Raw genomic sequence first — 26,539 nt, 5'->3', positions numbered from 1 at the left:
TTCCACGGAGCGGAGGTCGCAGCCCAGCTCGACCTCCGCTCCGTGGAAGGTCGCGTCCGCCTGCGAGTAGGCCACCTGCCGGAAGGGGCCGCCGTTCACGCCGCAGGTGTCGAAGGTGTCGCCGCAGGTGAAGCCGGTCAGGCGCTTATAGATGAAGCCGGTGTAGCGGGTGACATAGCCCGTCGCGTCGAGGCGCAGCGGGCCCTCGGCGCGGCGCAGGCCGATCTCGACGGTGCGGGCCCGCTCGATCTTCAGGTCCGGGTCGCCGATCTCGAAGGTGGCCGGCGCGTCGTGGGCGCCGCGGGAGAACAGCTCCGTCGCGGCAGGCGCCCGCTCGACATAGGCGGCGTTCAGGCTGCCGACGAGGCCGAAGGGCAGCTCCTGCAACGCGCCGATACTGGCGCTCTTCGGAGCGAAGCGGCGGCGGCGTCCGAACTCGGTCGGCTCGTCGCCGGGGAAGCGGGGAAGGTAGTCGGCCGGGAACACCGCCTCCGTCCCCGTCACCCGCGCGCCCTCGATGCGCCCGGCCGCCTGCACCCGCAGGCCGCCTCCGAGGACCAGCTCCTCGAACAGGTAGGCGGCGCTCGCCCGCGAATCGGTCGGCCGCAGCAGGCCGCCCTCGGCGCCGAGGATCGACAGCACGCGGCGGTCCGACTGCACGCCGAGGGTCCCGGTCAGAGCCCCGAAAGGAGTGGCGACGGGCACGTGGTCGAGCTCGATCCGCCCCTCCGCCTCGCGGTTCTTGAAGCTCGCCTGGATGCCGTCGACGCCGTTGCCGCCGATGCCGATCTCGTTGTGCTTGTAGACCGACCCGCCGAGCCAGAAGCGCATCGCGGCGACGGGGCCGTCGAGGGGCCGGTACTCCCCTCGCGCCTGGAGCTTGTCCTGCGTCGGATCGAGGCGGGTGCGCCGCTGCGAGGCGGCGATGCCGGGGATCTGGTAGAGCGCGTCGTAGTGGCTGAAGGACAGCCCGACGAAGCCGCGCTCGAGGATGTAGGACGCGCCGACCGATCCGCCCTGCGACTCGGAGGCCGAGTTCGCCTGGATGCCGAGCGGCGTCCGGTAGCTGTCGGCCACGCTGCGGAAGGCGTCGGCATGGATCGCGACCGAATCGCCACCGGCATCGACGCTGGCCGCCGCGTTGCGCCCGTTGTCGACGGCGGAATAGCCGCCCGTCACCTGGCCCGCGATGCCGCCCGGCGGGATGAAGGTCGGCACGCGGTTGTTCTGCGCCGAGACCACGCCGCCGATGGCCTGGCTGCCGTAGCGTAGCGCCGCCGGCCCGCGGATCACCTCGATGCGGTCGTTGACGAGCGGATTGATCGGGACCGCGTGGTCCTCGCCGAGGTCCGACACGTCCTGCACGCCGGTGCCGTTCTCCTGGATGCGCACCCGGCTGTTGTCGAGGCCACGGATGATCGGCCGCGAGGCCGAGCCCGGCGCGAAGGTCGAGGCCGAGAGGCCGGGACGGTCGAACAGCGCATCGCCGAGCGAGGTCGGCTGCGCCCGCTGCAGCTCGGCGCTGGAGACCACCGTCACCGAGGAGAACGTGTCGGCGACGACCGGGAGCACCCCGTTCGGCAGCCGCGGCGGCGGGCTTCCCAGGCCGCGCTCGCGCACCGGCGCGGTCCCGACGACCGAGAGCTCGTCCAGGGCGACTTCCTGGGCGGAGGCCGGCTCCATTCCCAGCGCCGCCGCGCCGAGGATCACGATGCGAAAGGCGTTGTAGGAGTGTCGCGACATGTCAGCCCAGGCGGCGAGTTATAGCTTATGCTATACAGATACGGTCGGGCTTATCGTGCGGTCAAGCCGTTGCCGGCCCACGTGCATGGGCTATGAGCGCGGGCGATGCCCGATGCCGATCGCCACCGCGCTCCGACGCCCCCGGCCCGCCTGAGCCTGCGGGGCATCGGCCGCCGCTTCGGCGGTGTGACGGCGCTCGCCGACGTCTCGTTCGATGTCACCCCGGGCGAGGTGGTCGGGCTGCTCGGCGATTCCGGCTGCGGGAAGAGTACCCTCCTGCGCATCGTCGCCGGGCTGGAGCGGCCCGATGCCGGCGCGATGCATCTCGACGGCCGCCCGCTCCCGCCCGACCTACCGCCGGAGCGGCGGGGCATCGGCATGATGTTCCAGGACTACGCGCTGTTCCCGCACCTGACGCTCGCCGAGAACGTCCGCTTCGGCCTCGCCGGGCGGCCCCGGCGCGAGGCCGAGGCGATCGTTTCCGCCCGCCTCGCGGATGTCGGCCTCGGGCACCGGGCCGGAAGCTATCCGGGAACGCTCTCGGGGGGCGAGGCGCAGCGGGCGGCGCTGGCCCGCGCCCTGGCGCCGGGGCCGCGGGTGCTTCTCCTCGACGAGCCCTTCTCGAACCTCGACCGGCGGGGCCGCGAGCGGGTGCGGGCCGAGACCCTGGCGCTTCTGCGCGCGGCCGACACCACGGCGCTTCTCGTGACCCACGATCCGGAGGAGGCGCTGGCGGTCTGCGACCGGGTGGTGCTCCTGCGCGACGGCCGCGTCGAGCAGGTGGGCACCGGCGAGGCCCTCTACCGGCGTCCGGCGACGCGATTCGTCGCGCGCTTCCTCGGCGAGTTGATCGAGTGCGCCGGCCGCTGCCAGGGAGGGGCTGTCGAGACGCCGTTCGGACGCGTCCCGACGGATTTGCCCAACGGATCTCCCGCCGTCGCCTGCTTTCGGCCCGAGGCCATCCGCTTTCACGACGCGGGGGCCGCCCGGGGTCGTGTCCTGCGCCGCGCCTTCCTCGGCGCGCGGGCGATGCTGCTCGTCACGGTCGACGGCCTGGCGGAGCCGGTCTGTCTCTCCTGTCCGGCGGGTGAGGGACCGGAGGCGGGAGATGCCGTCCGCCTGGACTGGGACGGTGCGCAAGCCTTCGTCTTTCTCAGGGAGGCGGATTAAAAGGCTCCCTGAAACGACATCCTACCGCAGATTATAACCGTTATAAAACAATGCCTTAGCGCTTGCTTTTCGTCGCGCGTTCCGGCCTTTCCTGGCCCCGGATCAGGGAGGATGGGATGTCGGCTCGGGTTTCGTTCGCTGTCGCGTGGATGCTGTCGCTGGGCACGATGGCCTCGGCCGCCGAGGTCAACCTCTACACCACCCGCGAGCCGGGCCTGATCCGGCCGCTCCTCGACGCCTTCACCGCCAAGACCGGCGTCACCGTCAACACGGTCTTCGTGGAGAAGGGCCTCGCCGAGCGCGTCGCCGCCGAGGGCGAGCGGGCCAAGGCCGACGTGCTCATGACCGTCGACATCGGCAACCTCGTCGACATCGTCGACCGCGGCCTTGCGCAGCCGGTGAAGTCGGCGACCCTCGATTCCGCCGTGCCGGCCGCGCTCCGCGATGCCGAGGGCCGCTGGTTCGCTCTCTCCACCCGCGCCCGCGTGCTCTACGCCGACGCCAAGGATTTCGCCGACCTCAAGAGCATCCGCTACGAGGACCTCGCCGACCCGAAATGGAAGGGCAAGCTCTGCCTGCGCTCGGGCCAGCACCCCTACAACACGGCGCTGATCGCCCACCATCTCGTCAAGCACGGGCCGGAGAAGACCGAGGCCTGGCTGCGCGGCCTCAAGGCGAACCTCGCCCGCAAGCCCGCCGGCGGCGACCGGGACGTGGCCCGCGACATCGTCGCGGAGACGTGCGAGATCGGGCTCGGCAACTCCTACTATGTCGGGCTGATGCGCTCCGGCCGCGGCGGTCCGGACCAGCAGAAATGGGGCGAGGGCATCAAGGTCGTGCTGCCGACCTTCGAGGGCGGCGGCACCCACGTGAACGTCTCGGGCGCGGCGGTCTCGAAGAACGCCCCGAACCGCGAGGAGGCCGTGAAGCTCCTCGAGTATCTCGTCTCCGACGAGGCCCAAGGGATCTACGCCAAGACCGACTACGAGTACCCCGTGAAGGCCGGAGCGCCCGTCGATCCGCTGCTGACGAGCCTCGGTACGCTCACCATCGACACGGTGCCGCTCACCGAGATCGCCCGCAACCGCAAGGCGGCGAGCCTGCTCGTGGACAAGGTCGGCTTCGATCACTGAGATCGCGCTCCCGGCGCGGTCCCGGCTCGCGGACCGGGCCGGGCCGATCCTCTGGCGTCTCGGGGCGCTGGGGCTGGCCGGGCTCGTCCTCAGCCCGGTCGTCTCGCTGGCGCTCGCCGCGCTCGGCGGCGACGGCGCGCTGTGGCCGCACCTTCTCGAGCACGTGCTGCCGGATGCGCTGACGCAGACGGTGCTGCTGCTGGCCGGCGTCGCGATCGTGGCCGGGGTGGTCGGCACCGGCTGCGCCTGGCTCGTCTCGGCCTACGCGTTTCCGGGGCGGCGGCTGCTCGACGTGGCGCTGCTGCTGCCGCTCGCCGTGCCGACCTACATCGTCGCCTTCGCCTATCTCGATCTCATGCACCCGCTCGGGCCGGTGCAGTCGGGGCTTCGGGCCCTGCTCGGGCTGTCCGGTCCCGGCGACCTGCGCCTGCCGGACATCCGCTCCCTGCCGGCCTGCGTGCTGCTGCTCGGGCTCGTCCTCTACCCCTATGTCTACCTGCCGACGCGGGCGCTGTTCCGGATGCAGGCGGCGACCCTGCTGGAGGCCGCCCGCAGCCTCGGCGCGGGTCCCGGCCGGGTGTTTCGCAGCGTGGCGCTGCCGCTCGCCCGGCCGGCGATCGCCTTGGGTCTCGGGCTGGCGCTCATGGAGGCGCTGAACGACATCGGCGCGGCCGAGTTCCTCGGCGTGCGCACCCTGACGGTGCAGGTCTACGCGACCTGGGTGAACCGCACCGACCTGCCCGGTGCCGCGCAGATCGCGCTGGCGAGCCTCGCCGTGGTGCTCGTCCTCATCGGCGTCGAGCGCTGGGGCCGGGGTGGGCGCGGCTACGCCACGGCCGCGCAGCGTCCGCGCCCGCTGGAGCGCCGCCGGCTACGGGGCACGGCCGGCGTCATCGCCCTCGGCCTCGGGCTCCTGCCCGTCGCCCTGGGCTTCCTGGTGCCGGCGGCCTACCTCGCCCGCGAGGCCGGCACGCGCATCGCCCGCTTCGGCCTGCCGGAGCGGCTGGCCTCCGAAGCGCTCGGAACGCTCCTCTACGCCGGAGCGGCGACGCTCGCGGCCGTGGTGCTCGGCCTCTTCGCCGCCGCGAGCCCGGCCCTCGTCGGGCGCCGATGGGGCGGCCTGCTCGTCCGGCTCGCCGGCCTCGGCTACGCGCTGCCCGGCGCGGTGCTCGCCATCGGGCTGCTGACGCCACTGGCGCTCGCCGATTTCGGGCTCTCCTCCCTGACGCGCGCGCTCTTCGGCACGACGCCCGCCCTCGTCGGGCTCGGCACCGGCACCGCCCTGGTGCTGGCCTACGTCATCCGCTTCCTCGGGGTCTCGACCGGCGCCTGCGAGGCGGGGCTGGCGCGCCTGCCCCGCAGCCTGGGGGACGCCGGGCGCACCCTCGGGCGCGGCGCCTTCGGCGCGCTGATGCGTGTGCAGCTGCCGCAGCTCTGGCCGGCGCTGGCCAGCGGGGCGGTGCTCGTCTTCGTGGACTGCGCCAAAGAGCTTCCTGCGACGCTCCTCCTGCGCCCCCTCAACGTCGAGACGCTGGCGACGCATCTCTACGGGGAGGCCGCGCGAGGCACCTACGAGGACGGCGCGGCGGCGGCGCTCCTCATCGTTCTCGTCGGCCTGGTGCCGGTTGCGATGCTGATGCGGCTCGACCCCGCATTTCGTATGCGTTCCCGGCTCCCCTCCGCCTGAAATTCGTCTAAACAGCGCAGCGATCAAGGCCCCGTCGCGCACCGCCGGGGCGGCTCACAGGCTCGAACTTCCATGGCTTCCCTGCCCGCGACGCGCCCTGAATCCCAGCTCGTGACGGTCTTCGGAGGCTCCGGCTTCCTCGGCCGGCAGGTGGTGCGGGCGCTCGCCAACCGCGGCTACCGCATCCGGGTCGCCGTGCGCCGCCCGGATCTGGCCCTGTTCCTCCAGCCGCTTGGCAAGGTTGGCCAGATCGTCGCCGTGCAGGCGAACCTGCGCTTTCCGGCCTCTGTCGCCGCCGCGGTGAAAGGGGCGGATGCCGTGATCAACCTCGTCGGCATCCTCCAGGAGACCGGCGCCCAGAGCTTCTCCCGCCTCCAGGCGGCCGGCCCCGGCCTGATCGCCCGCGAGGCGGCGGCGGTCGGTGCGCGCGTGGTCCACGTCTCGGCGATCGGCGCCGACGCGGCCTCGCCCGCGGCCTACGCCCGGACCAAGGCGGAGGGCGAGGCGAACCTGCTCGCCGCCGCGCCCGACGCGGTGATCCTGCGGCCCTCCCTGATGTTCGGCCCGGGCGACGGCTTCTTCAACCGGTTCGCCAGCCTGTCGCGCGCCCTGCCGGTGCTGCCGATTGCCGGCGCCGAGAGCCGGATGCAGCCGGTCTTCGTCGGCGACGTGGCCGAGGCCGTGGCGCTCGCCGTCGACGGCGCGGCCAAGCCCGGCACGGTCTACGAGCTCGGCGGCCCCGAGGTCGCGACCTTCGAGCATTTCGTCCGCTACGCCCTCGACACCGCGCAGCGCCGCCGCACGATCGTCGCCCTGCCGGAGCCCGCCGCCCGTCTGCAGGCGCGGGTGATGGAGATCGTCGACCTCGCGACCTTCGGCCTGCTGCCGGACGAGCTGAAGCTGACCCGCGACCAGGTCGCGATGCTCCAGAGCGATAACGTCGTGTCGGAGGCCGCCAAGGCCGAGGGACGTACCTTCGAGACCTTCGGCATCCAGCCGACCGCCGCCGAGGCCGTGGTGCCGAGCTACCTTTGGCGCTTCCGCAAGGCCGGCCAGTTCGCCACCGGCCGGGGCACGGAGAGCGAGGAGGAGATCCCCGACAGCATCGCCCCGACGCCGGAGGGGCCGGGCTCGCAGCACCGTCCGTCCCGCGCCAGCGGTCCCGCCATCGGCCCCGACACCTCGCGGCCGAGCCAGATGGGCGCCCGCTGGGGCACCCGCGGCGGTTAGGGTCCCCTCAGCGCCCGAGCGTCGGGCGCCGGCAGCTGCCCCCGGCGGGCGATGCCCTTGTGGACATGGACCATGAGGGCGATGCCGAAGAGCGGCGTCAGCAGGTTCAGGATCGGCACCACCATCATGCCGGCGAGCAGGCAGCCGGCGGCGAGCGTCGTCGCCGCATTGCTCCGGCGGAGGGAGGCGGCCTCGTCGAGCGGCCGGAAACGGGCGGCCGCCATCTCGAAGTACTCGCGGCTCAGCAGGTAGGCGTTGGCGCCGAAGAAGGCCGCGATGCCGACGATCGGCACGAAGAAGATCAGCAGCGCGCAGAGGTTCACGAGCAGCGTCAGCCCCGCGAAGCGGACCGCGTAGAGCAGGCTGGTGCCGAGCGCCATCGGCTGTCCGGGCGGATCGTTCGGGAAGTCCGTCCGCTCCACGATCTCGGCGGCGTCGTCGAGGAAGAACCCGGCGACGAGGATCGAGACCGCCGGCAGGATGTAGACCAGCGCCACGAGAAGTCCGAAGCCCGCCAGGAAATAGGCGAGCGTGTCGAGGATCGGGTAGTCGGCGGAGATGTGGTGGCTCGCCTGGAACCACTGGATCAGCCGGGTCAGCCCGAACCAGACCGTCGCCAGCAGGGCGAGCGTCAGGGCGAGGGACTTCCACAGGATCGCGCGGAGCGCCGGCGAGAACACTTGGCGCAGGGCCGCGACGGCCGCCTGGATGAGCATGGATGCGGGTCCCTTCGAGCGTCACGGTTGTGGTGAGCGCGAGGGCGCGGCGCAAGATGCGGGACGATGGGGCGCGGCCACCTTGCCGCGGTCCGTGCGTTCCCCGAGACAGATATCGGAGGACCGCCCATGCTCCGTTCCGCGCGTCTCGCAATTGCCCTGAGCCTGACGTTCGCCCTGCCCGCTCCCGCCGCCGAATGGTCGAGGGGGCGCGAGGCCCCGGCGCCGCGCTCCGAGGTCGGCGTCGCGGAGACCGGCGGCAAGGCCTACGTCGTCGGCGACTACAACGGCGCGACGGAGCTCCTGATCTACGATCTCGCCGCCGACAGCTGGCGCGAGGGCGCGGCCTTTCCCTACCATGTCCATCACCCGATGACGGTCGCGACCGGCGGCCTCGTCTACGTCTTCGGCGGCTACCGCGACGGCTGGACGGCGACCGCCGACGTCCACGCCTACGATCCGGGGACCGACCGCTGGAGCCGCCGATCCGCGATGCCCGGCGAGCGGGCGGCCGGCGGCGCCGCGCTCCTCGAGGGGCGCATCCACATCGTCGGCGGCAGCCATTCCGGGCGCGGCAACAGCACCGGGCACCTCGTCTACGACCCCGAGAAGGATCGCTGGAGCGAGGCCGCCGCCCTCCCGACGCCCCGCGACCACCTCTCGGTGCAGGCCGTCGCGGGCAAGCTCGTCGCCGCGGGCGGGCGCATCGACGGCGAATCGAACCGCAACCTCGCGGTGACGGAGGTCTACGATCCGGGCGCCGATGCGTGGATCAAGGCGCCGGACATGCCGACCGCCCGCAGCGGCACCGCCTCGGCGGTGATCGACGGCGAGATGGTGGTGCTGGGCGGCGAATCGCGGAGCCAGACCTACGGCGCCGTCGAGGCGTTCGACCCCGTCCGCAACGCGTGGCGAAAGCTGCCCGACCTGCCGACGCCGCGCCACGGCTTCGGCGCCGCCGTGCGCGACGGGCACCTCTTCACCCTCGTCGGCAGCCCCAAGCCCGGCGGCGACCGCTCCGGCCGCGTCGAGATCCTGAAGCCCTGAGGCATCGACCCCGCATGAGCGAGGACGCATCCGTCCCGCGGCCGGCGCACGCGCGCTTCCGCCCCGCCGGCTCTCCCCGGCTGGCGCCTCTGCCGCCCAACCCCGACGTGGTGGTGATCGGGGCCGGCGCCGCCGGCATCGCCGCCGCCCGGCGGCTGATCGGGGAGGGCCTGAGCGTCGCCGTGCTGGAGGCCCGCGACCGGGTCGGCGGACGCGCGGTGACGACGCTCCTGCGCGGGCACGCGATCGACCTCGGCGCCCACTGGCTCCATGCCGGAGGCATCAATCCCCTCGTCCGCCTGGGCCATGAGCGGGGCGAGCCCCTGCGCCGCGCCCCGCAGGAGAGCCATGTCCGGATCGGGCGGCGGCCGGCCCGCGCCGCCGAGGCGGAAGCCTCCGCCCGCGCCTTCGACCGCGCCGACCGCGCGATGACGCGAGGCGCGGCGGAAGGCGGGCCGGATCGCCCGGCGAGCACCGCGCTGCCCGTGGGCCTCGGCCCCTGGCGGGCGCGGGTGGCGCTCGTCCACGGCCTCGTCTCGGGACGGCCGCTGGAGGAGGTCTCGCTCCACGATTTCCCGAGCCTCGAGTACGGCGACAACTTCTTCGTCGCCGGCGGCTACGGTGCCTATCTCGCCCGGCTTGCCGTGGGCCTGCCGGTGCGGCTCGGCGCGGCGGCGTCCTCGGTCGACTGGTCCGGTGGCGGCGTGCGCGTGGCGCTGCGCGACGGCGGCACGATCGCGGCCCGCGCCTGCCTCGTCACGCTGCCTGTCATGGTGCTGCGGGAGGCCCTCCGCTTCTCGCCGGCCTTGCCCCCGGCGACCCGCGGGGCGTTCGACGGCTTCATCAGCGGGATCTACGAGCACGCGGTGCTGCACTGGCCGTCGAGCCCGTTCCGAGGCGCTGACCGTCTCGTCAGCCTCGTCGGCACCCGCCACGCGCCGCCGGGGCTGCTCGCGCGCATCGACGGCACGCCGTTCCACTATTTCGAGCTCGATTCCGCCTGCGCCGCATCGGTTGGCGAGGACGGGGTGCGCCGCCTCGTGCGGGAGGTCCTCGCCGAGCATGTCGGCCGGGCCCGGCTGCGCGATCTCGCGATCCCTGCGGTCAGCGAGTGGCGGCGCGATCCCTGGTCGCGGGGTTCCTGGGCGGTGGTGCCGCCAGGCCACGCAGCGGCGCGGCGGGCCCTGCGCGATCCCGTGGGCAGGCGGGTCTGGTTCGCGGGCGAGGCCCTGTCGCGGGAGCAGTGGGGCACCGTCGGCGGTGCCTGGGCGGAGGGCGAACGGGCGGCCGCCGAGATCGCCGCACAGGTTCGAAACGGCACAGCCCCTGAGAAACCGGCCGCCTGAGGACCGGCGACCTTGCCTGCGCCGCCGCGATCCGCCATCGCGAAGGCTCTCGGGAGGGGCGCATGGACTGGATCGCCGCGAACTGGATCGAAGCCGTCGGCTATCTCGGCACGGCGCTGACCATCACCTCGTCGGCCATGAGCACGATGATCCCGCTGCGGATCGTTTCGCTCTGCGCCAGCGTCGTGGTCATCATCTACGGCGGCATGATCGGCAGCGTGCCGGTGGTGCTCACCGAGATGATCCAGATCCCCTTCAACGCCTTCCGCCTCTGGCAGATGCTGCGCCTCGTGCGGCAGACGGAGAAGGCGGCGGACGGCGACCTCTCCCTCGACTGGCTGGAACCCTTCGGCACCGAGCGCCGATTCAAGGCGGGCGAGGTCGTCTTCCGGAAGGGCGACGAGGCCTCGGAGATGTTCTACGTGAAGAGCGGCCGCTACCGGGTGGTCGAGCCGGACATCGAGGTCGGCACAGGCGCGGTGGTCGGAGAGCTCGGCCTGCTCTCGCCGGGCAACCTGCGCACCGGCTCCCTGGTCTGCGTCGAGTCGGGCACCGCCCTCTCGATCGCCTACTCGGACGTGAAGCAGCTCTACTACCAGAACCCGGAGTTCGGGTTCTCCTTCCTCAAGCTCACCAGCGAGCGGCTCTTCCAGAGCGCCGGGCTGAACGGCGGCACGGCCCTGAAGCCTACGGCCGACGCGATCTGAAGCCCCATCCTACCGGTGGCGCACGACGGTTTCGGAGAACCGGATTCCACCTTTCCGCATCGTGCTCAGTCCCGCTGGCGCATGAAGGTGTCGGGCGTGCCCGTGCCCTCGCTGACGAAGCGGATGTCGCGGGGCACGCGGCGCGGCGTGTCCACCGACAGGAACACCAGCGGCTCCTCCAGGATCTCCTGCACGGAGTGCACGACGTCGCGCTTGAAGACCACGAGCTTGCCGGGGCCGACCTCGACCGCCGGCTCGTCGGCAAAGCGCATCCGGCAGCGGCCGGAGAGCACGTAGAGATACTCGTCGCAGGAGGCGTGGCTGTGGGGCGGCGTCGGCGCGTAGACGCGGAACACCCGCGCGCTCGCGGTGTCGTCCTCGGTGAAGCGGTGGTCGGCGACCATCGTCGACGAACGCTCCGGCAGGGCGGCGACGGCGGCGCCGACGTCGAACACCGCGTGGGCGAGGGGCGCGGCGGGCTTCGTCTCGGCGCTCATCCGCCCCTCCCCGGTCAGAGCATGCTCGGCAGGATGCGGTCCGGCGGCCGGTGCCCGTCCATGAAGGTCTTGATGTTGATGATGACCTTCTCGCCCATGTCGGTGCGGCTCTCGTGGGTCGCCGAGCCCATGTGGGGAAGGAGCACGACCTTGCCGTTGCGGGCGAGCCGCACGAGGCGGGGGCTTACCGCCGGCTCCTGCTCGAACACGTCGAGGCCGGCCGCTGAGATGTCGCCGGCCTCGATGAGCCGGGCGAGCGCGTTCTCGTCGATCACCTCGCCGCGGGCGGTGTTCACGACGATCGCCTCGGGCTTCAGGAGCTTGAGGCGGCGGGCGGAGAGCAGATGGTAGGTCGCCGGCGTATGCGGGCAGTTCACCGAGACGATGTCGACCCGCGCCAGCATCTGGTCGAGGGATTCCCAGTAGGTCGCGTCGAGGCCGGTCTCGATCGGCGCCGGGACCCGGCGGCGGTTGTGGTAGTGGATCTGGAGGCCGAACGCCTTGGCGCGCCGCGCCAGCGCCTGCCCGATGCGGCCCATGCCGACGATGCCGAGGCGCTTGCCGGTGATGCGCCGGCCGAGCATCCAGGTCGGCGACCAGCCGGTGTCCCAGTCGTCGTCGGGGATGATGCGCGCGCCCTCCGCCAGCCGGCGGGCGACGGCGAGGATCAGCGCCATGGTCATGTCGGCGGTGTCCTCGGTGAGGACGCCCGGCGTGTTGGTGACGGTGATGCCCCGCTCCAGCGCCGCGGCGACGTCGATGTGGTCGACGCCGTTGCCGAAGTTGGCGATGAGCCGCAGGTTCTCGCCGGCCTGGGCGATGAGGCCCGAATCGATCTCGTCGGTGACGGTGGGGACGAGCACGTCCGCCTCGCGGAGCGCGGCGGCCATGGCCTCCTTCGAGAGGGGCGTGTCGTCCTGGTTGAGGCGCGTGTCGAAGAGTTCGCGCATGCGCGTCTCGACGGCGTCCGGCAGGCGCCGCGTGACGACCACGAGGGGCTTGCGCTTGACCGACATGCTTCCTCCCACGCCCGCGCCTTGCGCGACGAGCCGGCTTCAGGCTCCGTTAACCACTCTGGACCAGACACGACGATGCGTCGTCCCAGGGTCGGCCGTGGCCATCCGGCCTCTCTAGCAGAGCGAGGATGGAAGACAATGCGCCGCCCGTGGCCGCATCCCGACGGATCGACGCCGATGCCGGACCGGAGGCGAGTGATGCCATCGAGACCTTTCCGCGCCGTCCTTCTCGCCGCGCTCGCGCTGGGGCTCGCGGATGGCGCCTTGGCCGCGCCGGAGCCGGCGCTCGGCCCCGTCACGAAGCTTCCGCTGCCGCGCTACGCGAGCCTCAAGACCGACCGGGTCAACCTCCGGGAGGGGCCCTCCAAGGATCACCGCACCCTGTGGGTGTTCCAGCGGGCAGGCCTGCCCGTCGAGATCGTGGCCGAGTTCGAGACCTGGCGCCGCATCCGCGACTCGGAGGGCACCGAGGGCTGGGTGCTGCACTCGCTGCTCTCGGGGAGGCGCACGGCCATCGTCACGGCGCCGAAGGGGGGCGACGCCAACGCCTCGATCTCGCTGCGCTCCAAGGCCGACGATGCGGCCGGCGACGAGGCCCGTCTCCAGCCCGGCGTCATCGGCAGCGTGAAGACCTGCAGCGGCTCCTGGTGCCGCCTTATCGTCGCGATTCCCGGCAAGCGCGGGGACGTGGACGGCTACATCCGCCAGGACCGGCTCTGGGGCGTCTACCCGAACGAGCGGGTGGAATGAGAAAGGCCCGGGGGATGCCCGGGCCTCTCGAACTCTCAGGTCGACGGCGTCGCGTCAGAGCTTGCGGTTGCTGCCCCGGCGGCGCAGACGCACGATCACCTCGACGCCCGCGATCTCCATGCCCTCGGGGGCCTCGGGGAGCGCGTCGACGGTGATGCCGCAGTCGGGCATGTCCATCACCTCGCCCTCGTCCTCGAGGAAGAAGTGGTGGTGCTCGCTGGGGTTGGTATCGAAATAGGCCTTCGACCCGTCGAGCGCGAGCTGGCGCAGGAGGCCCGCCTCGGTGAACTGGTGGAGCGTGTTGTAGACGGTGGCGAGCGAGACCGGCACCTTGGCTCGCATCGCCTCGTCGTAGAGCATCTCCGCCGTCAGGTGGCGGTCGCCCCGGCCGAAGAGGAGCCAGCCCAGCGACAGGCGCTGGCGCGTCGGGCGCAGGCCCGCGCGGCGCAAGCGGTCGCGGAGATCCGAGAGCGGACAGCCGCGCCGGCCCGTCGCCGTCAGGGCGTCGGCGGGAAGCGAGGGAACGCGCGCGTTCAGCATCGCCTTCAGGGGCATCAGGTCGGACATCGCTCTGGCTAACGCTCTTTAGAAACGTACAAAACTTAGCCAAGAGTATACGGGACCCCCCGCCGCACCGCAACCGATGCCGGCCGGCGGCGGTGACGCGAGTCCAAGTCCGGTGTTCTCGACCGGGAGCTGACGCGAGCCGCAGCGTCGGACATTGCCGCCTGGCCTCGAAACATCGAGACCATGGCCAGGCGGATTGTCCTGGCTGGCGACCGGGAGCCTGGCAAGGCCGAGCCCGTTGTCCGTCGATGACACCCGTGAGCGCATCCGATGTCGAGCGAGATCTCGCCGAGGAGGCCGCCCGGTCCCGCCTGCGCTTGCGGTTCGACAAGGTCGCCCTGCGGGTCGTCGGGGCGCTGCGGAGCCGGCTGGCCGCGATTGTTCCGGAAGGGGAGGCGGTGCTCGTCGCGATCGCGGCCCCGATACGGCGCCCGACCGAGACGGCAGCGTCGATCGAGGCTCTGGCACCCCGCGCGTCGGCCGGACCGGTCGGCGAGACGGTTCACGGCAACGACGTTCGTCTGCGCTGGATAAAGGGTGCCCGAGCGAACATGCCCAGGGTGATCGCCTTCGTCCACAATCCCGGACCGGACGGCGAGCGTCTGCTCGACCTCGCGGAAGCGCGAGTGACCGGTGCCGAGAGACCGGATCAGCGGAGCGCGTCCGATCCGAGCTGAGACACGGCTTATGCTGCGCTCCATGCCGACGCGGTCCGGCCTCTGGGACGCCCTGAGGCCAGCTCAGCGGGCCAGCGCCGCGAGCGCGACGAGCACCGCCACGGGGATCGCCGCGCAGGCGAATCCGAGGCCGGCGACGCCGAAGGCGCCGGCGATGGCGCCGATCGCGAAGGCCACCACCGCCGGCAGCATCCGCCGCATCCGGCCCCGTGCGGGCGAGCCCGGCGGTACCGCTCCGCGGGCGAGATCGACGGCGTCGATCACCGCCTGGGTGACGTTGCCGGTCATCACCGTCGTCTGCGCGAGATGGGCCAGTGACAGTCGCGCGAGCGCGTTCTGGATGCCCATCGCGGCGACGCCCAGCATGCCGACGAGGATCGCGTCGGGCGCGTCGGCGGAGGCGAAGGGCGCCCGCAGGGTTCCGATGATGCCGAAGCCGGCCAGCAGCAGCCCTTCGAGGCCGAGCAGCCAGCGCAGCGAGCCCCGGCCCCGCGCCTCGAACCCCAGGGCGATCACGCGGGAGAGGGCCACCGCCAGGAGGAAGACGGGAAGCGCCAGGAGCTTGGCCAGAACGCCCGTCGAGGTCGTGACGAGCTCGGCGCCGATCAGCACGAAGTTGCCGGTCACATGCGCCGTGAACAATCCATAGAGGGCGATGAAGGCCGCAGTGTCGACGTACCCGGCGGCGAAGCTGAGGCCGGTCGCTGTCGCGAGGTCGCGCGCACTGTCGCCGCGCCCCGGCGCCTCGGTCTTTCCGGCCATGCCCCTTAAGCTCTCCGCTCCCGCCAAGCTCGGAGGTGCTAGCACGCCGTGCGGGGAAGGGCAGCCACGCCTTTGAAGGCGTTTGCCCCCTGTGGTAACGAGGCGCGCGGCGATCATGCGTCTGTCCGATGATGGACGGGACGGACGGGCACCGCCAACGATTTCGAGACACGAGGAACGACCCGCTTTCATGGCATCGGACACCGATCAGACGGCGGCCCCCGCGCGGGCTTCCAGCTACTCCTACGAGGAGCTGCTCGCCTGCGGACGCGGCGAGCTGTTCGGGGCCGGCAACGCTCAGCTTCCGCTGCCGCCGATGCTGATGTTCGACCGCATCACCTCGATCGGCACGGACGGGGGCGCCCACGGCAAGGGCCATGTGCGCGCCGAGTTCGACATCCGGCCGGACCTCTGGTTCTTCGGCTGCCACTTCAAGGGCGACCCGGTGATGCCGGGCTGCCTCGGCCTCGACGCCCTCTGGCAGCTCGTCGGCTTCCATCTCGGCTGGCTCGGCGCGCCGGGCCGGGGCCGCGCCCTTGGGGTCGGCGAGGTGAAGTTCACCGACCAGGTCCTGCCGAGCGTCGGCCTCGTGACCTACACGATCGACCTCAAGCGGGTGCGGCAGGGCAAGCTCGTGCTCGGCATCGCTGACGGCACCGTCGAGGCCGACGGCAAGCGCATCTACGAGGCGCAGGACCTGCGCGTGGCGCTGTTCCAGTCCTGAAGCCCCACGGCCGGGACCTGTTGAGATTGCCGGCCTGCCGCCTTACGTGACGCCCGAGGGATCGGGCGACGCCGGGGAGCGCCGCCTGCAGCGGAAAGACGTGAGCCTCATGCGGCGTGTCGTGATCACCGGGATGGGCATCGTCTCGTCCATCGGCAACAACACTCAGGAGGTGCTGGCCTCCCTGCGCGAGGCGAAGTCCGGCATCGACCGGTCGCCTTCCTATGCCGAGCACGGCTTCCGCAGCCAGGTCGAGGGCCGGCCCGGCCTCGATCCCGAGAGCGTCGTCGACCGCCGCGCCATGCGCTTCCACGGCGGCGGCACCGCCTGGAACCACGTCGCCATGGATCAGGCGATCCGGGACGCGGGGCTCGACGAGGGCGACGTCTCGAACGACCGCACCGGCATCATCATGGGCTCCGGCGGTCCCTCGACCCGCACCATCGTCGATTCCGCGGCCATCGCCGTCGAGAAGGGCCCGAAGCGCGTCGGCCCCTTCGCGGTGCCCAAGGCGATGTCCTCGACCGCCTCGGCGACGCTCGCCACCTGGTTCAAGATCAAGGGCGTGAACTATTCGATCTCCTCGGCCTGCGCGACGTCGAACCACTGCATCGGCAACGCCGCCGAGATCATCCAGGCCGGGCGCCAGGACGTCATCTTCGCCGGCGGCTGCGAGGACCTCGACTGGACGCTCTCGGTGCTGTTCGACGCGATGGGCGCCATGTCCTCCCGCTACAACGACACGCCGGCCCGGGCGTCCCGCGCCTACGACGCCAACCGCGACGGCTTCGTCATCGCCGGGGGCGCCGGGGTGCTGGTGCTGGAGGAGCTGGAGCACGCGAAGGCGCGCGGCGCGCGCATCTACGGCGAGGTCGCGGGCTACGGTGCCACCTCCGACGGGCACGACATGGTCGCGCCGTCCGGCGAAGGTGCCGTGCGCTGCATGCGCCAGGCGCTCAGTGGCCTGAAGGGCGCGCGCATCGACTACATCAACCCGCACGCCACCTCGACGCCGGTCGGCGACGAGAAGGAGATCGAGGCGATCCGCGAGGTCTTCGGCCGCGGCGAGGATTGCCCACCGATCGCGGCGACGAAGTCGCTCACCGGCCATTCGCTCGGCGCCACCGGCGTGCAGGAGGCGATCTACGCGCTCCTGATGATGAACAACGGCTTCATCTGCGAGAGCGCGCATATCGACGAGATCGATCCGGCCTTCGCCGACATGCCGATCCTGCGCGAGCGCCGCGACGGGGCCAGGCTCGGCCACGTGCTCTCGAACTCGTTCGGCTTCGGCGGCACCAACGCGACCCTGGTGCTCAAGCACGTCGACGCCTGAGAGCGATCGCCGTGCCGGAACCCGGCCGCGAAGCGTCCTGTTCCCCCGGCGAGAACGGGAAGCCATGCTCGCCTTCATGCTCGGCGCGGCCGGCGGGATTGCCCTCGCCGGAGCCGCCCCCGTCTACGCCCGGCACTCCCTGATCGAGGATGCCCGACGCGAAACCAGCGGCTCTTTCGAGCCGCCGGCTCCCGTTCGTTCCTAGCTGCGCTGGCCGATCGGCATGTACTCGCGCTGGGCCGGGCCGATGTAGAGCTGGCGCGGCCGGCCGATCTTCTGCGACGGGTCCTCGATCATCTCCGCCCACTGCGCGATCCAGCCCGAGGTGCGGGCCAGCGCGAACAGCACCGTGAACATGTCGGTCGGGAAGCCCATCGCCTTGAGGGTGATGCCCGAGTAGAAGTCGATGTTCGGGTAGAGCTTCTTCTCGATGAAGTACTCGTCCTTGAGCGCGATCTGCTCGAGCTGCACGGCGACCTCGAGCAGTGGATCGTCCTTGATGCCGAGCTCGCTCAGCACCTCGTGGGTGGTGTGCTGCATGATGCGCGCGCGCGGGTCGTAGTTCTTGTAGACCCGGTGCCCGAAGCCCATCAGGCGGAAGGGGTCGTTCTTGTCCTTCGCCTTGTCGACGTACTTCTTCACGTTCTCGGGCGTGCCGATCTCCATGAGCATCTTGAGCGCGGCCTCGTTCGCCCCGCCATGGGCCGGACCCCAGAGGCAGGCGACGCCGGCGGCGATGCAGGCGAAGGGGTTGGCGCCCGAGGAGCCGGCGAGGCGGACCGTCGAGGTCGAGGCATTCTGCTCGTGGTCGGCGTGCAGGATGAAGATCCGATCGAGCGCACGGGCGAAGATCGGGTTGATCTTGTACTCCTCGCACGGGACCGCGAAGCACATCCGCAGAAAGTTCGACGTGTAGTCGAGATCGTTCTTCGGATACACGAAGGGCTGACCGATGGAGTACTTGTAGGCCATTGCCGCAAGCGTCGGCATCTTGGCGATCATGCGGATGGAGGCCACCATCCGCTGGGTCTCGTCGGTGATGTCCGTCGAGTCGTGATAGAAGGCCGAGAGGGCGCCGACGCAGGCCACCATCACCGCCATCGGGTGCGCGTCGCGCCGGAACCCCTGGAAGAAGCGGCTCATCTGGTCGTGCACCATGGTGTGGCGCGTGACCTTGTACTCGAAGTCGGCCTTCTGCTTCTGGGTCGGCAGCTCGCCGAACAGCATCAGGTAGCAGGTCTCGAGAAAGTCGCCCTGCTCGGCGATCTGCTCGATCGGGTAGCCGCGGTAGAGCAGCACGCCGGCGTCGCCGTCGATGTAGGTGATCTTCGACTCGCAGGAGGCGGTCGAGGTGAAGCCCGGATCGAAGGTGAAGGCGCCGGTCTGGGCGTGCAGCTTGCCGATGTCGATGACGCTCGGCCCGATGGTGCCGTCCTTGACCGGAAGCTCGACCTTCTTGTCGCCCACGGTGATGGTGCTGGCTGCGCTCATGGAGGCGTGGACCTTTCTGACGACGGAGACGGCGCCGTCCACCGGCGGGCCAGGGCGTGCCCTGGCGAGCCCGCGGTCCGGAGCGCGGCGGCGATGCTGCGGTTGCTCACAGGCCCATCCGGTTAGCGGATCGGCCGACCGCCAGCAACGGGCAGGATGACATCCGCCGTGCTTCGCCAAGCAGTTTCCGGGCCGCCCGGCGACGCGGTCTTCAGGCGCCGGTCGCCTGGTCGCGCAGGCGTGCCAGGCTCTCCTCGCGGCCGAGCACCGCGAGCACGTCGAAGACCGGCGGAGAGGTTGCGCGCCCGGTGAGCGCCGCCCGCAGCGGCTGTGCGACCTGGCCGAGCTTGAGCCCGTTCGCCTCGGCGAAGGCCCGCACGGCGGCTTCGGTGCCGGCGGCGTCCCAGGGCGTCACCGCCTCCAGCGCGGGCAGGATCGCGGCGAGCCGGGCGCGGGCCTCGTCGCCGAGGAGCGTGGCCGCCTTCTCGTCGAGGGCCAGCGGCCGGGCGGCGTAGAGATAGGCGGCGCTGTCGAGGAGCTCGACGAGCGTCTTCGCCCGCTCCTTGAGGCCCGGCATCGCCGCGACGAGCTTCTCCCGCAGCGCGGAATCGAGGGGCAGGGCCAGGCCGCGGGAAGCGCCGACGCTCGGCACGATCGCCTCGATCGCCGCGACGAGGTCCGCGTCGGAGGCGCCGCGGATGTAGAGGCCGTTGAGGTTCTCGAGCTTGGCGAAGTCGAACCGGGCCGGCGAGCGCCCGATGGCGCCGAGATCGAAGGCCGCCGTCATCTCCTCCGTCGTGAACACCTCCTGGTCGCCGTGGCTCCAGCCGAGGCGCACGAGGTAATTGCGCAGCGCCGCCGGCAGGTAGCCGAGGTCGCGGTAGGCATCGACGCCGAGCGCCCCGTGGCGCTTCGAGAGCTTGGCTCCATCCGCCCCGTGGATGAGCGGGATATGGGCCATGCCCGGCACGTCCCAGCCGAGCGCCCGGTAGATCTGGCTCTGCCGGGCGGCGTTGGTGAGATGGTCGTCGCCGCGGATAATCTGGGTCACGCCCATGTCGTGGTCGTCCACGACCACGGCGAGCATGTAGGTCGGCGTGCCGTCCGAGCGCAGCAGCACGAGGTCGTCGAGGTCCTTGTTGGCCCAGGTGACGCGCCCCTGCACTGCGTCCTCCACCACGGTCTCCCCCTCCAGGGGCGCCCGCAGGCGGATCACCGGCTTCACGCCGGCGGGCGCCTCGGAGGGGTCGCGGTCGCGCCAGCGGCCGTCGTAGCGGGAGGGGCGCCCCTCCGCGCGGGCGCGCTCGCGCATCTCCTGCAGCTCCTCGGCGCTGGCGTAGCAGCGGTACGCGTGGCCGGAGGCGAGCAGGCTCTCGGCGATCTCCCGGTGCCGCTCGGCGCGGGCGAACTGGTAGACGACCTCCCCGTCCCAATCGAGGCCGAGCCAGGACATCCCGTCGAGGATCGCGTCGATGGCGCCTTGCGTCGAGCGCTCGCGATCGGTGTCCTCGATGCGCAGCAGCATGCGGCCGCCGAAGCGGCGGGCGTAGAGCCAGTTGAACAGGGCCGTGCGGGCGCCGCCGATATGGAGGTAGCCCGTGGGCGAGGGCGCAAAGCGCGTGACGACGGCTGACGACATCGGTCCGGGACAAGTGTTGGAGAGGCAAGGCAGCGGATCGACCCGCCGCGCCGCGCGCGTGTAGCATGGCCCGACCGGGGCGTTAAGGAAGCGGCCGACGATGACGCAGGACGGGAGACGGGGCGGCGGAGGCGCGCTCGCGCTCCTGCCCGCCGCCCGTCTTCCCGCGCTGCCCGAGCTGGTGCCGGCCGCGAGCGGCTGGGTCGCCGGCAACCTCGCGGTCGAAGCCGAGCAGCGGCGGCTGTTTCCGTGGCTCGCGGTCGCCTTCGGCGCCGGCATCCTCATCTTCTTCGGACTGACCGACGGCGAGCCGGCGCTGTGGGCGCCGCTCCTCGCGGCGGGCGTCTGCGCGGGGCTCGTCCCCGTCCTCGCGACGCGGCCGGCCGGGCGCGCCGTCGCCCTCGGGCTGGCGGCGGCGGCGCTCGGCTTCGCGGCGGGCACGGTCCGCGTGGCGCAGGTGAAGGAGCCGATCCTGGCGCGCACGACCATCGGCCCGCTCACCGGCTTCGTCGAGACTCTGGAGGAGCGGGAGACCGGCGGGCGCCTGATCATCCGCGTCGCGAGCTTCGCTGGCCTCGGGCCCGAGGCGCGCCCCGAACGGGTGCGCGTCTCCTTCCGCAAGGCGCAGAGCCTGCGGCCGGGCGACTTCGTGGCTCTGAAGGCCCGGCTACTGCCGCCCCCCGAAGCCGCGCGCCCCGGCGGCTACGACTTCGCCCGCGACGCCTACTTTCGCGGCATCGGCGCGGTGGGCTCGGTGCTCGGAAACGTCGAGGTGAAGCCGCCGCCGGAGGCGGTGCCCCTCGGCCTGCGGCTCGCGGCCTCCGTCGACGAGGCCCGCAACGTCCTCACCCGCCGCATCGCCGAGGCCGGGGGCGGGCAGGCCGGCGCCGTCGCGGCGGCGCTGGTGACGGGCAAGCGCGGCCTGATCGCGCAGCCCACCAACGACGTGCTGCGCGCGGCCGGCATATATCACGTCGTCTCGATCTCCGGGCTGCACATGGTGCTCGCCGCCGGCGTCGTGTTCTGGCTGGTGCGCGCCGCTTTCGCCCTGGCACCGCCGCTCGCGCTGCGCTGGCCGATCAAGAAGATCGCCGCCCTCGTCGCCATGGTCGGCGTAACAGCCTACTGCGTGTTCTCGGGCTGGGACATCGCCGCCGAGCGTTCCCTGTTGATGACGCTGATCATGCTCGGCGCCATCCTCGTCGACCGCCCGGCGATCAGCATGCGCAATCTCGCCCTCGCCGCCCTCGTCGCGCTGGCCCGCGAGCCCGAGGGGCTGCTCGGGCCGAGCTTCCAGATGTCCTTCGGCGCGGTCGCCGGCCTCATCGCCTGCGCGCGGCTGATCGAGGGGCGGCTGCCGGCGCGGGAGGGGAGGGGCGCCCTCGCCCGCGGGTTCCGGTTCGCGGTGACGGCGGTCGCCGGGACCCTGGCCACGACCCTCGTCGCACAGCTCGCGACGGCGCCCTTCGCGACCTACCATTTCCAGACCGTGCAGCCCTTCGGACTCATCGGCAACGCCCTGACTCTGCCGCTCGTCTCGCTCGCGGTGATGCCGGCGGCGGTGCTCGGCGTGCTCGCCTATCCCTTCGCCCTCGACCGTCCGATCTGGTGGCTGATGGGGCAGGCGGTGCAGGGGATGCTCGCCATCTCCGGCTGGATCGCCGGCTTCGCGCAGGCGAACCTCGTGATGCCGGCCTTCGGCCAGGGCGCTCTGCTCCTGCTGGCCGCGGCTCTCGTCCTCGCGACGATTCCGGCGACGAGCCTGCGCTGGCTCGCCGCCGTGCCGGCCACCATCGGCCTGCTTCTGGCGACGAACCCCGTCCGGCATGACCTCTACGTCGACCGCGACGGCGCGGGCGCCGCCATCCGCGGAGCCGACGGCCGCCTCGTCGCCCTCGGGCGACCGCCGGCCTTCGTGCTCGAGCAGTGGCTGCGGGCGGACGGCGACGGACGCAGCGCCGCGCAGGCCGGGGAGGGTGCCGCCTGCGACCGGCTCGGCTGCAACGCCCGCGCCCAGGACGGCCGCGTCGTGGCCCTCATCAAGGACAAGCGCGCCTTTCCCGAGGACTGCGCCCGCGCCGACATCCTCATCACGGCCCGCACCGCACCGCTGACCTGCGCGGCCGGGCTCATCATCGACCGGGCCCGCCTCCAGGCCTCCGGCGCCCTGGCGATCCGCCTGCGGGACGGCGGCGCCGAGATCAGCCCGAGCCGCGATGCGGACCGCGCACGGCCCTGGCGCCCGCGTTCCGACTCGAAGTCGGCTACGAGTCCTCCTGTTTCACCGCCACGGACGGTGGAAGCACCGGCCGAGCCCGAGCCCCGCGAGCAGAGCGACGGGCTCGCGGACGCGCCCGTCGAACCTCTTCAGTAGCGGCGCACCAAGCTGACGAGGCGGCCCTGGATACGCACCCGGTCGGGGCCGAGCACACGGGTCTCGTAGGCGGGGTTCGCCGCCTCGAGGGCGATCGAGGAACCGCGGCGGCGCAGGCGCTTCAGGGTCGCCTCCTCGTCGTCGATCAGTGCCACGATGATGTCGCCGGTGTTGGCGGTGTCCTGCTTGCGGATCACCACGAGGTCGCCGTCGAGGATGCCAGCCTCGACCATCGAGTCGCCGCGCACCTCCAGGGCATAGTGCTCGCCGCCCGAGATCATGTCCGGGGACAGGGTGATCGCGCTGCTCTGCGTCTCGATGGCCGAGATCGGCGTGCCCGCCGCGATCCGCCCCATCACCGGGATGGTGACGGCGCCGCCGCTCATCTGCGGCGGAGCGGCGAGGTCGCGCGCGGGCGGCGCGGGCGGCGCGCTCTTGCCGCGCCCGCCTTCCACGACGCTCGGGGTGAACCGGCGCGGCGTCGTCGCGGCCGGCGCCGGGATCTGCCCGAGGCTCTCCGGCATCCGGATCACCTCGATGGCCCGGGCCCGGTTGGGGAGCCGCCTCAGGAAGCCGCGCTCCTCCAGCGCCGTGATCAGGCGGTGGATGCCCGATTTCGACTTGAGATCGAGGGCGTCCTTCATCTCGTCGAAGGACGGGGGGACACCGCTCTCGCTGAGCCGCTGCTGGATGAAGCGCAGCAGGTCGAGCTGTTTACGGGTCAGCATCGTGGTGGCCTTCCATCGCCCGACGACCGGCAGAATCGTCGTGTCAGAAACAAATCGCGAACATGCTAGGTGTTCGCGTCCTGTTCCGCAAGGCCGCGCCCGACGATCCTACCCGGCGCGGGCGGGCCGGTGGGGCTTGCGATCCGCCGCGCGGGCGTGCTTCGCCCCACGGGGGCTCTTGAGGCCCTTCGGGCCGGCGGCGGGCGCGCCGGAGATCGCCTCCACCTGAATCTCGGGGGAGCCGTTGCGGGCGAAGGCGGCAGCGAAGGCGGCGGCGGCCTCGCCGCGGATCTCGAACTTGGTCTCCCGCTCGAAGATGCGGATCGCGCCGATGTCCTGGCGGCCGATGCCGCCGCGGCGGGTCAGCATGGGCAGGAGGCGGCGCGGGTCGGCGTTGTCGCGGCGCCCGAGGTTGAGCCGGAACCACGCGGCCGGTCCCGAGGCCACAGGGTTCTCCGGGCTCTGCGGATCGTAGGGCGGACGGCGGGCGTCCCGGGTGGCGCGGCCCTCGCCGGGGTCGCTGACCTCCTCCGGCGCCGGCAACCGGGTCCGGTAGACCCGCGCCAGCGCCGCGGCGAGCTCCTCGTGCGTCCGGTTCTCGCCGATGATCCGGGCCAGCGCGAGGTCCTCCTCGGCCGGCGGCTCGGTCAGCAGCGGATCGTCGAGGACCCGCTCGGCGTCGCGGCGGCGGATCTCGTCCGCCGAGGGCGGGCCGGACCATTCGGGATTCACGCGGGCGATGGCGAGCATCTGCTCGGCGCGGCGGCGGCGGGCATTCGGTACGAGGAGCACGCTCGTGCCCTTGCGGCCGGCCCGGCCGGTGCGGCCGCTGCGGTGCTGGAGCACCTCCGCGTCGTGGGGCAGGTCGGCGTGGATGACGAGGCTCACCGTCGGCAGGTCGATGCCGCGGGCGGCGACGTCGGTGGCGACGCAGACCCGCGCTCGCCCGTCGCGCAGCGCCTGGAGGGCGGCGTTGCGCTCGCCCTGGCCGAGCTCGCCGGAGAGCGCCACCACCGAGAAGCCGCGCTCGGTCAGTCCGGCCTGGAGGTGGCGCACCGCGTTGCGGGTGTTGCAGAAGACGATCGCGGTCGGCGCCTCGGCGGCGCGCAGCACGTTGAGCACAACGTGCTCGATCTCGCGGGGCACGACCCGGATCGCCCGGTAGGCGATGTCGGCGTGGCCGCGGTCCTGGCCCTTCACGGCGATGCGGAGCGCGTCCCGCTGGTAGCGCTCGGCCAGCGTCGCGATGGCCTTCGGCAGCGTCGCCGAGAATAGCAGCGTGCGCCGCTCCGGCGGCACCTGCGAGAGGATGAACTCCAGATCGTCCCGGAAGCCGAGGTCGAGCATCTCGTCGGCCTCGTCGAGAACCGCGACCCGCATCGCATCGGTGACGAGGTTCCGGCGCTCGAGATGGTCGCGCAGGCGCCCCGGCGTACCGACGACGATATGGGCTCCCTCGGCGAGCGCCCGCTGCTCCCGGCGCGGGTCCATGCCGCCGACGCAGGAGACGATCCGGCCCCCGGCCGCTCCGTAGAGCCAGGCCAGCTCGCGATGGACCTGAAGGGCGAGCTCGCGGGTCGGCGCGATCACGAGGCAGAGCGGGGCGCCCGCCGGAGGCAGCCGGTCCTGCCCGTCGAGGAGCGTTCCGGCGAAGGCGAGGCCGTAGGCGACGGTCTTGCCCGAGCCGGTCTGGGCGGAGACGAGCAGGTCGCGCCCGGTGGCCTCACCCTCCAGCACGGCGGACTGCACGGGGGTCGGGTCGGCGTAGCCACGCTCGGAAAGGGCCCGGGTGATCGGCTCGGGCAGGGTCGGGAAGGGCACGGGGTGACGGTCTCTCTCACGGGCGGCGGCGCCTGCCGCATCGCTTGCGGAGGACGGCGTCGGCCGGAACGGGTTCGCGAAGCATCAGTCTCTAGCCGCAACGGGGCCGCGAGGCCATGGGGCGTTTCGCATGGCTCGCCGGCGTACGGGCCGTCGCGTCCGCGATCGCGTGCGCAAGCGCACTGCGGGCCGGAATTCGCTCTGTCGCTCCGAGGCTTGGGATGGCAGAAGCCTTTGCGACTCTCGAGCGACGGGCGGGGTGATGGGCGGTATTCTTCGGCTGGTGGTCGCGTGGGCGACGGTCGGTGCCTTCACGGTCTACGGCAAGGATTGGCTCGGCGGCCTCGCCGACCCGATGTGGGCGAGCCTGCTGTTCGCGTGGCTCCTCGGCGTCATCCTCTGGGCCGCCTTCGGCGTCGTGCACGAGGCGGAAGAACTCGCCCACATGCTCGGCGAACCGCTCGGCACGCTGATTCTGACGCTGGCAATCGTCATCATCGAGGTAGTGCTGGTCTCGGCCGTGATGCTCTCGGCCAAGGACGCCCCGACGCTCGGCCGCGACACCATGTTCGCGGTGCTGATGATCGTGCTCAACGGCGTCGTCGGCCTCGGCCTGCTCATCGGCGGCCTGCGCCACCACCAGCAATCCTACAACCTGCAGGGGGCCTCGGCCTTCCTCTCGGTGATCATCCCGCTGACGGTGATCGCGCTGGTGCTGCCGAACTTCACCACCTCGACGCAGGGGGGCACCTTCACGACCCTTCAGGCCATCGCATTCTCCGCCTTCACCGTGGCGCTCTACGGGGTTTTCCTGCTCATCCAGACCGGGCGGCACCGGGACTTCTTCATGGATGCCGGCGAGAAGGCCCGCGCCGTCGAGGCCGCTGCGGCGGCCGAGGGCGGCAAGCCGCCGGTCCCGAAGGCGGCGATCCTGCGCCACACGGTGCTGCTCGTCGCCAACATCCTGCCGATCGTGCTCCTGTCGAAGAGCCTCGCGACGATCCTCGACCACGGCATCGCCGCCCTGAAGGCGCCGACCGCCCTCGGCGGCGTCGTCATCGCGATGATCGTGTTCACGCCGGAGGCGATCTCCTCGCTGAAGGCGGTGGCCCGCAACGAGCTGCAGCGGGCGATCAACCTCTGCCTCGGGGCGGCGACCTCGACGGTCGGCCTGACGGTGCCGGCGGTGCTGGCGGTCGGGCTCCTGACCGGGCAGACGGTGGTCCTCGGTCTCGCCCCGACCGAGATGGCGCTCCTGGTAATGACGCTGATCCTCTCGACGCTCACCTTCTCCGGCCTGCGGACGACGGTGCTGGAGGGCGCGGTGCACCTGATCCTGTTCTTCGTCTACCTGGTGCTGATCTTCAGCCCCTGACGG

At 72.0% G+C, this 26,539-nt stretch carries 24 protein-coding genes; 14 read left to right on the top strand and 10 right to left on the bottom strand.

Annotated features, from left to right (window positions below; all coding sequences use genetic code 11):
• Nucleotides 1-1,683 (bottom strand): TonB-dependent receptor (locus MFF04_RS04560; protein ID WP_373319953.1); only part of this gene is annotated, 1,683 nt, incomplete at its 3' end.
• 165 nt (nucleotides 1,684-1,848) lie between these two features.
• Here MFF04_RS04560 and MFF04_RS04555 point away from each other — a divergent pair.
• From MFF04_RS04555 to MFF04_RS04540, 4 genes are all read left to right on the top strand, one after another.
• Entirely contained in the window at nucleotides 1,849-2,913 is a 1,065-nt protein-coding gene (locus MFF04_RS04555; RefSeq protein ID WP_238274281.1) for an ABC transporter ATP-binding protein, read from the top strand.
• Nucleotides 2,914-3,029: 116 nt separating this feature from the next.
• The gene (locus tag MFF04_RS04550) at nucleotides 3,030-4,046 is read left to right on the top strand and encodes an extracellular solute-binding protein (protein WP_238274280.1); all 1,017 of its coding nucleotides are present in this window, start codon (nucleotides 3,030-3,032) and stop codon (nucleotides 4,044-4,046) included.
• Between the two features lie 46 nt (nucleotides 4,047-4,092).
• Nucleotides 4,093-5,733 (top strand): ABC transporter permease, encoded by a 1,641-nt coding sequence (locus tag MFF04_RS04545; protein ID WP_238274283.1) that lies wholly within the window; start codon nucleotides 4,093-4,095, stop codon nucleotides 5,731-5,733.
• 72 nt (nucleotides 5,734-5,805) lie between these two features.
• The gene (locus MFF04_RS04540; protein WP_238274279.1) at nucleotides 5,806-6,963 is read left to right on the top strand and encodes a complex I NDUFA9 subunit family protein; all 1,158 of its coding nucleotides are present in this window, start codon (nucleotides 5,806-5,808) and stop codon (nucleotides 6,961-6,963) included.
• Here MFF04_RS04540 and MFF04_RS04535 read toward each other — a convergent pair.
• On the bottom strand, nucleotides 6,960-7,679 hold the full coding sequence (locus MFF04_RS04535) for a sulfate transporter family protein (RefSeq protein WP_238274278.1): 720 nt from the start codon (nucleotides 7,677-7,679) through the stop codon (nucleotides 6,960-6,962). The two genes, MFF04_RS04540 and MFF04_RS04535, sit on opposite strands and share 4 nt — an antisense overlap.
• A 129-nt stretch (nucleotides 7,680-7,808) precedes the next feature.
• Between MFF04_RS04535 and MFF04_RS04530 the strand changes: the two genes are divergently transcribed.
• The 3 genes from MFF04_RS04530 to MFF04_RS04520 all read left to right on the top strand — a co-directional run bounded on the left by MFF04_RS04530 (nucleotide 7,809) and on the right by MFF04_RS04520 (nucleotide 10,779).
• Entirely contained in the window at nucleotides 7,809-8,726 is a 918-nt protein-coding gene (locus MFF04_RS04530) for a Kelch repeat-containing protein (protein ID WP_238274277.1), read from the top strand.
• Nucleotides 8,727-8,740: 14 nt separating this feature from the next.
• Entirely contained in the window at nucleotides 8,741-10,072 is a 1,332-nt protein-coding gene (locus MFF04_RS04525; protein WP_238274276.1) for a flavin monoamine oxidase family protein, read from the top strand.
• Nucleotides 10,073-10,134: 62 nt separating this feature from the next.
• Nucleotides 10,135-10,779, top strand: coding sequence for a cyclic nucleotide-binding domain-containing protein (locus MFF04_RS04520; protein ID WP_238274275.1), 645 nt, complete (start codon nucleotides 10,135-10,137; stop codon nucleotides 10,777-10,779).
• A gap of 65 nt (nucleotides 10,780-10,844) precedes the next feature.
• On the opposite strand, the gene MFF04_RS04515 is transcribed toward MFF04_RS04520, so the two are convergent.
• Both MFF04_RS04515 and MFF04_RS04510 read right to left on the bottom strand, forming a co-directional pair.
• Nucleotides 10,845-11,276: a cupin domain-containing protein gene (locus MFF04_RS04515; RefSeq protein WP_238274274.1), complete on the bottom strand. Its 432-nt coding sequence runs from the start codon at nucleotides 11,274-11,276 to the stop codon at nucleotides 10,845-10,847.
• Between the two features lie 14 nt (nucleotides 11,277-11,290).
• The gene (locus MFF04_RS04510; RefSeq protein WP_238274273.1) at nucleotides 11,291-12,292 is read right to left on the bottom strand and encodes a 2-hydroxyacid dehydrogenase; all 1,002 of its coding nucleotides are present in this window, start codon (nucleotides 12,290-12,292) and stop codon (nucleotides 11,291-11,293) included.
• Nucleotides 12,293-12,490: 198 nt separating this feature from the next.
• Between MFF04_RS04510 and MFF04_RS04505 the strand changes: the two genes are divergently transcribed.
• Nucleotides 12,491-13,042: an SH3 domain-containing protein gene (locus MFF04_RS04505; protein WP_238274272.1), complete on the top strand. Its 552-nt coding sequence runs from the start codon at nucleotides 12,491-12,493 to the stop codon at nucleotides 13,040-13,042.
• A gap of 54 nt (nucleotides 13,043-13,096) precedes the next feature.
• Here MFF04_RS04505 and irr read toward each other — a convergent pair whose 3' ends face one another.
• Complete coding sequence (gene irr / locus MFF04_RS04500; RefSeq protein ID WP_238274271.1) at nucleotides 13,097-13,609, bottom strand: Fur family transcriptional regulator Irr; 513 nt, start codon at nucleotides 13,607-13,609, stop codon at nucleotides 13,097-13,099.
• A gap of 317 nt (nucleotides 13,610-13,926) precedes the next feature.
• Here irr and MFF04_RS04495 point away from each other — a divergent pair, with 317 nt between their 5' ends.
• A complete protein-coding gene (locus MFF04_RS04495) occupies nucleotides 13,927-14,286 on the top strand; it encodes a hypothetical protein (RefSeq protein ID WP_238274270.1) in 360 nt (119 codons plus the stop codon).
• A 63-nt stretch (nucleotides 14,287-14,349) separates the two neighbouring features.
• On the opposite strand, the gene MFF04_RS04490 is transcribed toward MFF04_RS04495, so the two are convergent.
• Complete coding sequence (locus MFF04_RS04490) at nucleotides 14,350-15,048, bottom strand: YoaK family protein (RefSeq protein WP_238274269.1); 699 nt, start codon at nucleotides 15,046-15,048, stop codon at nucleotides 14,350-14,352.
• A gap of 190 nt (nucleotides 15,049-15,238) precedes the next feature.
• Between MFF04_RS04490 and fabA the strand changes: the two genes are divergently transcribed.
• The 3 genes from fabA to MFF04_RS04475 all read left to right on the top strand — a co-directional run bounded on the left by fabA (nucleotide 15,239) and on the right by MFF04_RS04475 (nucleotide 17,313).
• Entirely contained in the window at nucleotides 15,239-15,772 is a 534-nt protein-coding gene (fabA, locus tag MFF04_RS04485; protein WP_238274268.1) for a 3-hydroxyacyl-[acyl-carrier-protein] dehydratase FabA, read from the top strand.
• Between the two features lie 109 nt (nucleotides 15,773-15,881).
• A complete protein-coding gene (gene fabB, locus MFF04_RS04480) occupies nucleotides 15,882-17,108 on the top strand; it encodes a beta-ketoacyl-ACP synthase I (protein WP_238274267.1) in 1,227 nt (408 codons plus the stop codon).
• Nucleotides 17,109-17,172: 64 nt separating this feature from the next.
• Nucleotides 17,173-17,313 carry a hypothetical protein gene (locus tag MFF04_RS04475; RefSeq protein WP_238274266.1) on the top strand — a complete coding sequence of 47 codons (141 nt, stop codon included), beginning with the start codon at nucleotides 17,173-17,175 and terminating at the stop codon, nucleotides 17,311-17,313.
• Here MFF04_RS04475 and gltA read toward each other — a convergent pair.
• Both gltA and gltX read right to left on the bottom strand, forming a co-directional pair.
• On the bottom strand, nucleotides 17,310-18,599 hold the full coding sequence (gltA, locus tag MFF04_RS04470) for a citrate synthase (RefSeq protein WP_238274265.1): 1,290 nt from the start codon (nucleotides 18,597-18,599) through the stop codon (nucleotides 17,310-17,312). The genes MFF04_RS04475 and gltA overlap by 4 nt on opposite strands.
• A 211-nt stretch (nucleotides 18,600-18,810) precedes the next feature.
• Nucleotides 18,811-20,238: a glutamate--tRNA ligase gene (gltX, locus tag MFF04_RS04465; protein ID WP_238274264.1), complete on the bottom strand. Its 1,428-nt coding sequence runs from the start codon at nucleotides 20,236-20,238 to the stop codon at nucleotides 18,811-18,813.
• Between the two features lie 100 nt (nucleotides 20,239-20,338).
• Here gltX and MFF04_RS04460 point away from each other — a divergent pair, with 100 nt between their 5' ends.
• Nucleotides 20,339-22,612, top strand: coding sequence for a ComEC/Rec2 family competence protein (locus MFF04_RS04460; RefSeq protein WP_238274263.1), 2,274 nt, complete (start codon nucleotides 20,339-20,341; stop codon nucleotides 22,610-22,612).
• Here the strand turns inward: MFF04_RS04460 and lexA are convergent.
• Together lexA and MFF04_RS04450 are read right to left on the bottom strand one after the other, a co-directional pair.
• Nucleotides 22,606-23,340: a transcriptional repressor LexA gene (gene lexA, locus MFF04_RS04455; RefSeq protein WP_238274262.1), complete on the bottom strand. Its 735-nt coding sequence runs from the start codon at nucleotides 23,338-23,340 to the stop codon at nucleotides 22,606-22,608. The two genes, MFF04_RS04460 and lexA, sit on opposite strands and share 7 nt — an antisense overlap.
• A 108-nt stretch (nucleotides 23,341-23,448) precedes the next feature.
• Complete coding sequence (locus tag MFF04_RS04450) at nucleotides 23,449-25,161, bottom strand: DEAD/DEAH box helicase (protein ID WP_238274261.1); 1,713 nt, start codon at nucleotides 25,159-25,161, stop codon at nucleotides 23,449-23,451.
• A gap of 262 nt (nucleotides 25,162-25,423) precedes the next feature.
• On the opposite strand from MFF04_RS04450, the gene MFF04_RS04445 reads away from it, so the two are divergent.
• Nucleotides 25,424-26,536: a calcium:cation antiporter gene (locus MFF04_RS04445; protein WP_238274260.1), complete on the top strand. Its 1,113-nt coding sequence runs from the start codon at nucleotides 25,424-25,426 to the stop codon at nucleotides 26,534-26,536.
• The last annotated feature ends 3 nt before the right edge of the window (nucleotides 26,537-26,539 follow it).

The sequence above is a fragment of the Methylobacterium jeotgali genome (assembly GCF_022179345.1).
Lineage (GTDB): Bacteria > Pseudomonadota > Alphaproteobacteria > Rhizobiales > Beijerinckiaceae > Methylobacterium > Methylobacterium jeotgali.
This window is presented reverse-complemented; position numbering and strand designations above follow the sequence as displayed.

Bases quoted from the DNA above. Each gene is read 5' to 3' on its own strand.
- MFF04_RS04555 (WP_238274281.1), top strand. From the start codon at position 1,849: ATGCCCGATGCCGATCGCCACCGCGCTCCGACGCCCCCGGCCCGCCTG.
- MFF04_RS04550 (WP_238274280.1), top strand. From the start codon at position 3,030: ATGTCGGCTCGGGTTTCGTTCGCTGTCGCGTGGATGCTGTCGCTGGGC.
- MFF04_RS04540 (WP_238274279.1), top strand. From the start codon at position 5,806: ATGGCTTCCCTGCCCGCGACGCGCCCTGAATCCCAGCTCGTGACGGTC.
- MFF04_RS04535 (WP_238274278.1), bottom strand. From the start codon at position 7,679: ATGCTCATCCAGGCGGCCGTCGCGGCCCTGCGCCAAGTGTTCTCGCCG.
- MFF04_RS04530 (WP_238274277.1), top strand. From the start codon at position 7,809: ATGCTCCGTTCCGCGCGTCTCGCAATTGCCCTGAGCCTGACGTTCGCC.
- MFF04_RS04525 (WP_238274276.1), top strand. From the start codon at position 8,741: ATGAGCGAGGACGCATCCGTCCCGCGGCCGGCGCACGCGCGCTTCCGC.
- MFF04_RS04520 (WP_238274275.1), top strand. From the start codon at position 10,135: ATGGACTGGATCGCCGCGAACTGGATCGAAGCCGTCGGCTATCTCGGC.
- MFF04_RS04515 (WP_238274274.1), bottom strand. From the start codon at position 11,276: ATGAGCGCCGAGACGAAGCCCGCCGCGCCCCTCGCCCACGCGGTGTTC.
- MFF04_RS04510 (WP_238274273.1), bottom strand. From the start codon at position 12,292: ATGTCGGTCAAGCGCAAGCCCCTCGTGGTCGTCACGCGGCGCCTGCCG.
- MFF04_RS04505 (WP_238274272.1), top strand. From the start codon at position 12,491: ATGCCATCGAGACCTTTCCGCGCCGTCCTTCTCGCCGCGCTCGCGCTG.
- irr (WP_238274271.1), bottom strand. From the start codon at position 13,609: ATGTCCGACCTGATGCCCCTGAAGGCGATGCTGAACGCGCGCGTTCCC.
- MFF04_RS04490 (WP_238274269.1), bottom strand. From the start codon at position 15,048: ATGGCCGGAAAGACCGAGGCGCCGGGGCGCGGCGACAGTGCGCGCGAC.
- fabA (WP_238274268.1), top strand. From the start codon at position 15,239: ATGGCATCGGACACCGATCAGACGGCGGCCCCCGCGCGGGCTTCCAGC.
- fabB (WP_238274267.1), top strand. From the start codon at position 15,882: ATGCGGCGTGTCGTGATCACCGGGATGGGCATCGTCTCGTCCATCGGC.
- MFF04_RS04475 (WP_238274266.1), top strand. From the start codon at position 17,173: ATGCTCGCCTTCATGCTCGGCGCGGCCGGCGGGATTGCCCTCGCCGGA.
- gltA (WP_238274265.1), bottom strand. From the start codon at position 18,599: ATGAGCGCAGCCAGCACCATCACCGTGGGCGACAAGAAGGTCGAGCTT.
- gltX (WP_238274264.1), bottom strand. From the start codon at position 20,238: ATGTCGTCAGCCGTCGTCACGCGCTTTGCGCCCTCGCCCACGGGCTAC.
- MFF04_RS04460 (WP_238274263.1), top strand. From the start codon at position 20,339: ATGACGCAGGACGGGAGACGGGGCGGCGGAGGCGCGCTCGCGCTCCTG.
- lexA (WP_238274262.1), bottom strand. From the start codon at position 23,340: ATGCTGACCCGTAAACAGCTCGACCTGCTGCGCTTCATCCAGCAGCGG.
- MFF04_RS04445 (WP_238274260.1), top strand. From the start codon at position 25,424: ATGGGCGGTATTCTTCGGCTGGTGGTCGCGTGGGCGACGGTCGGTGCC.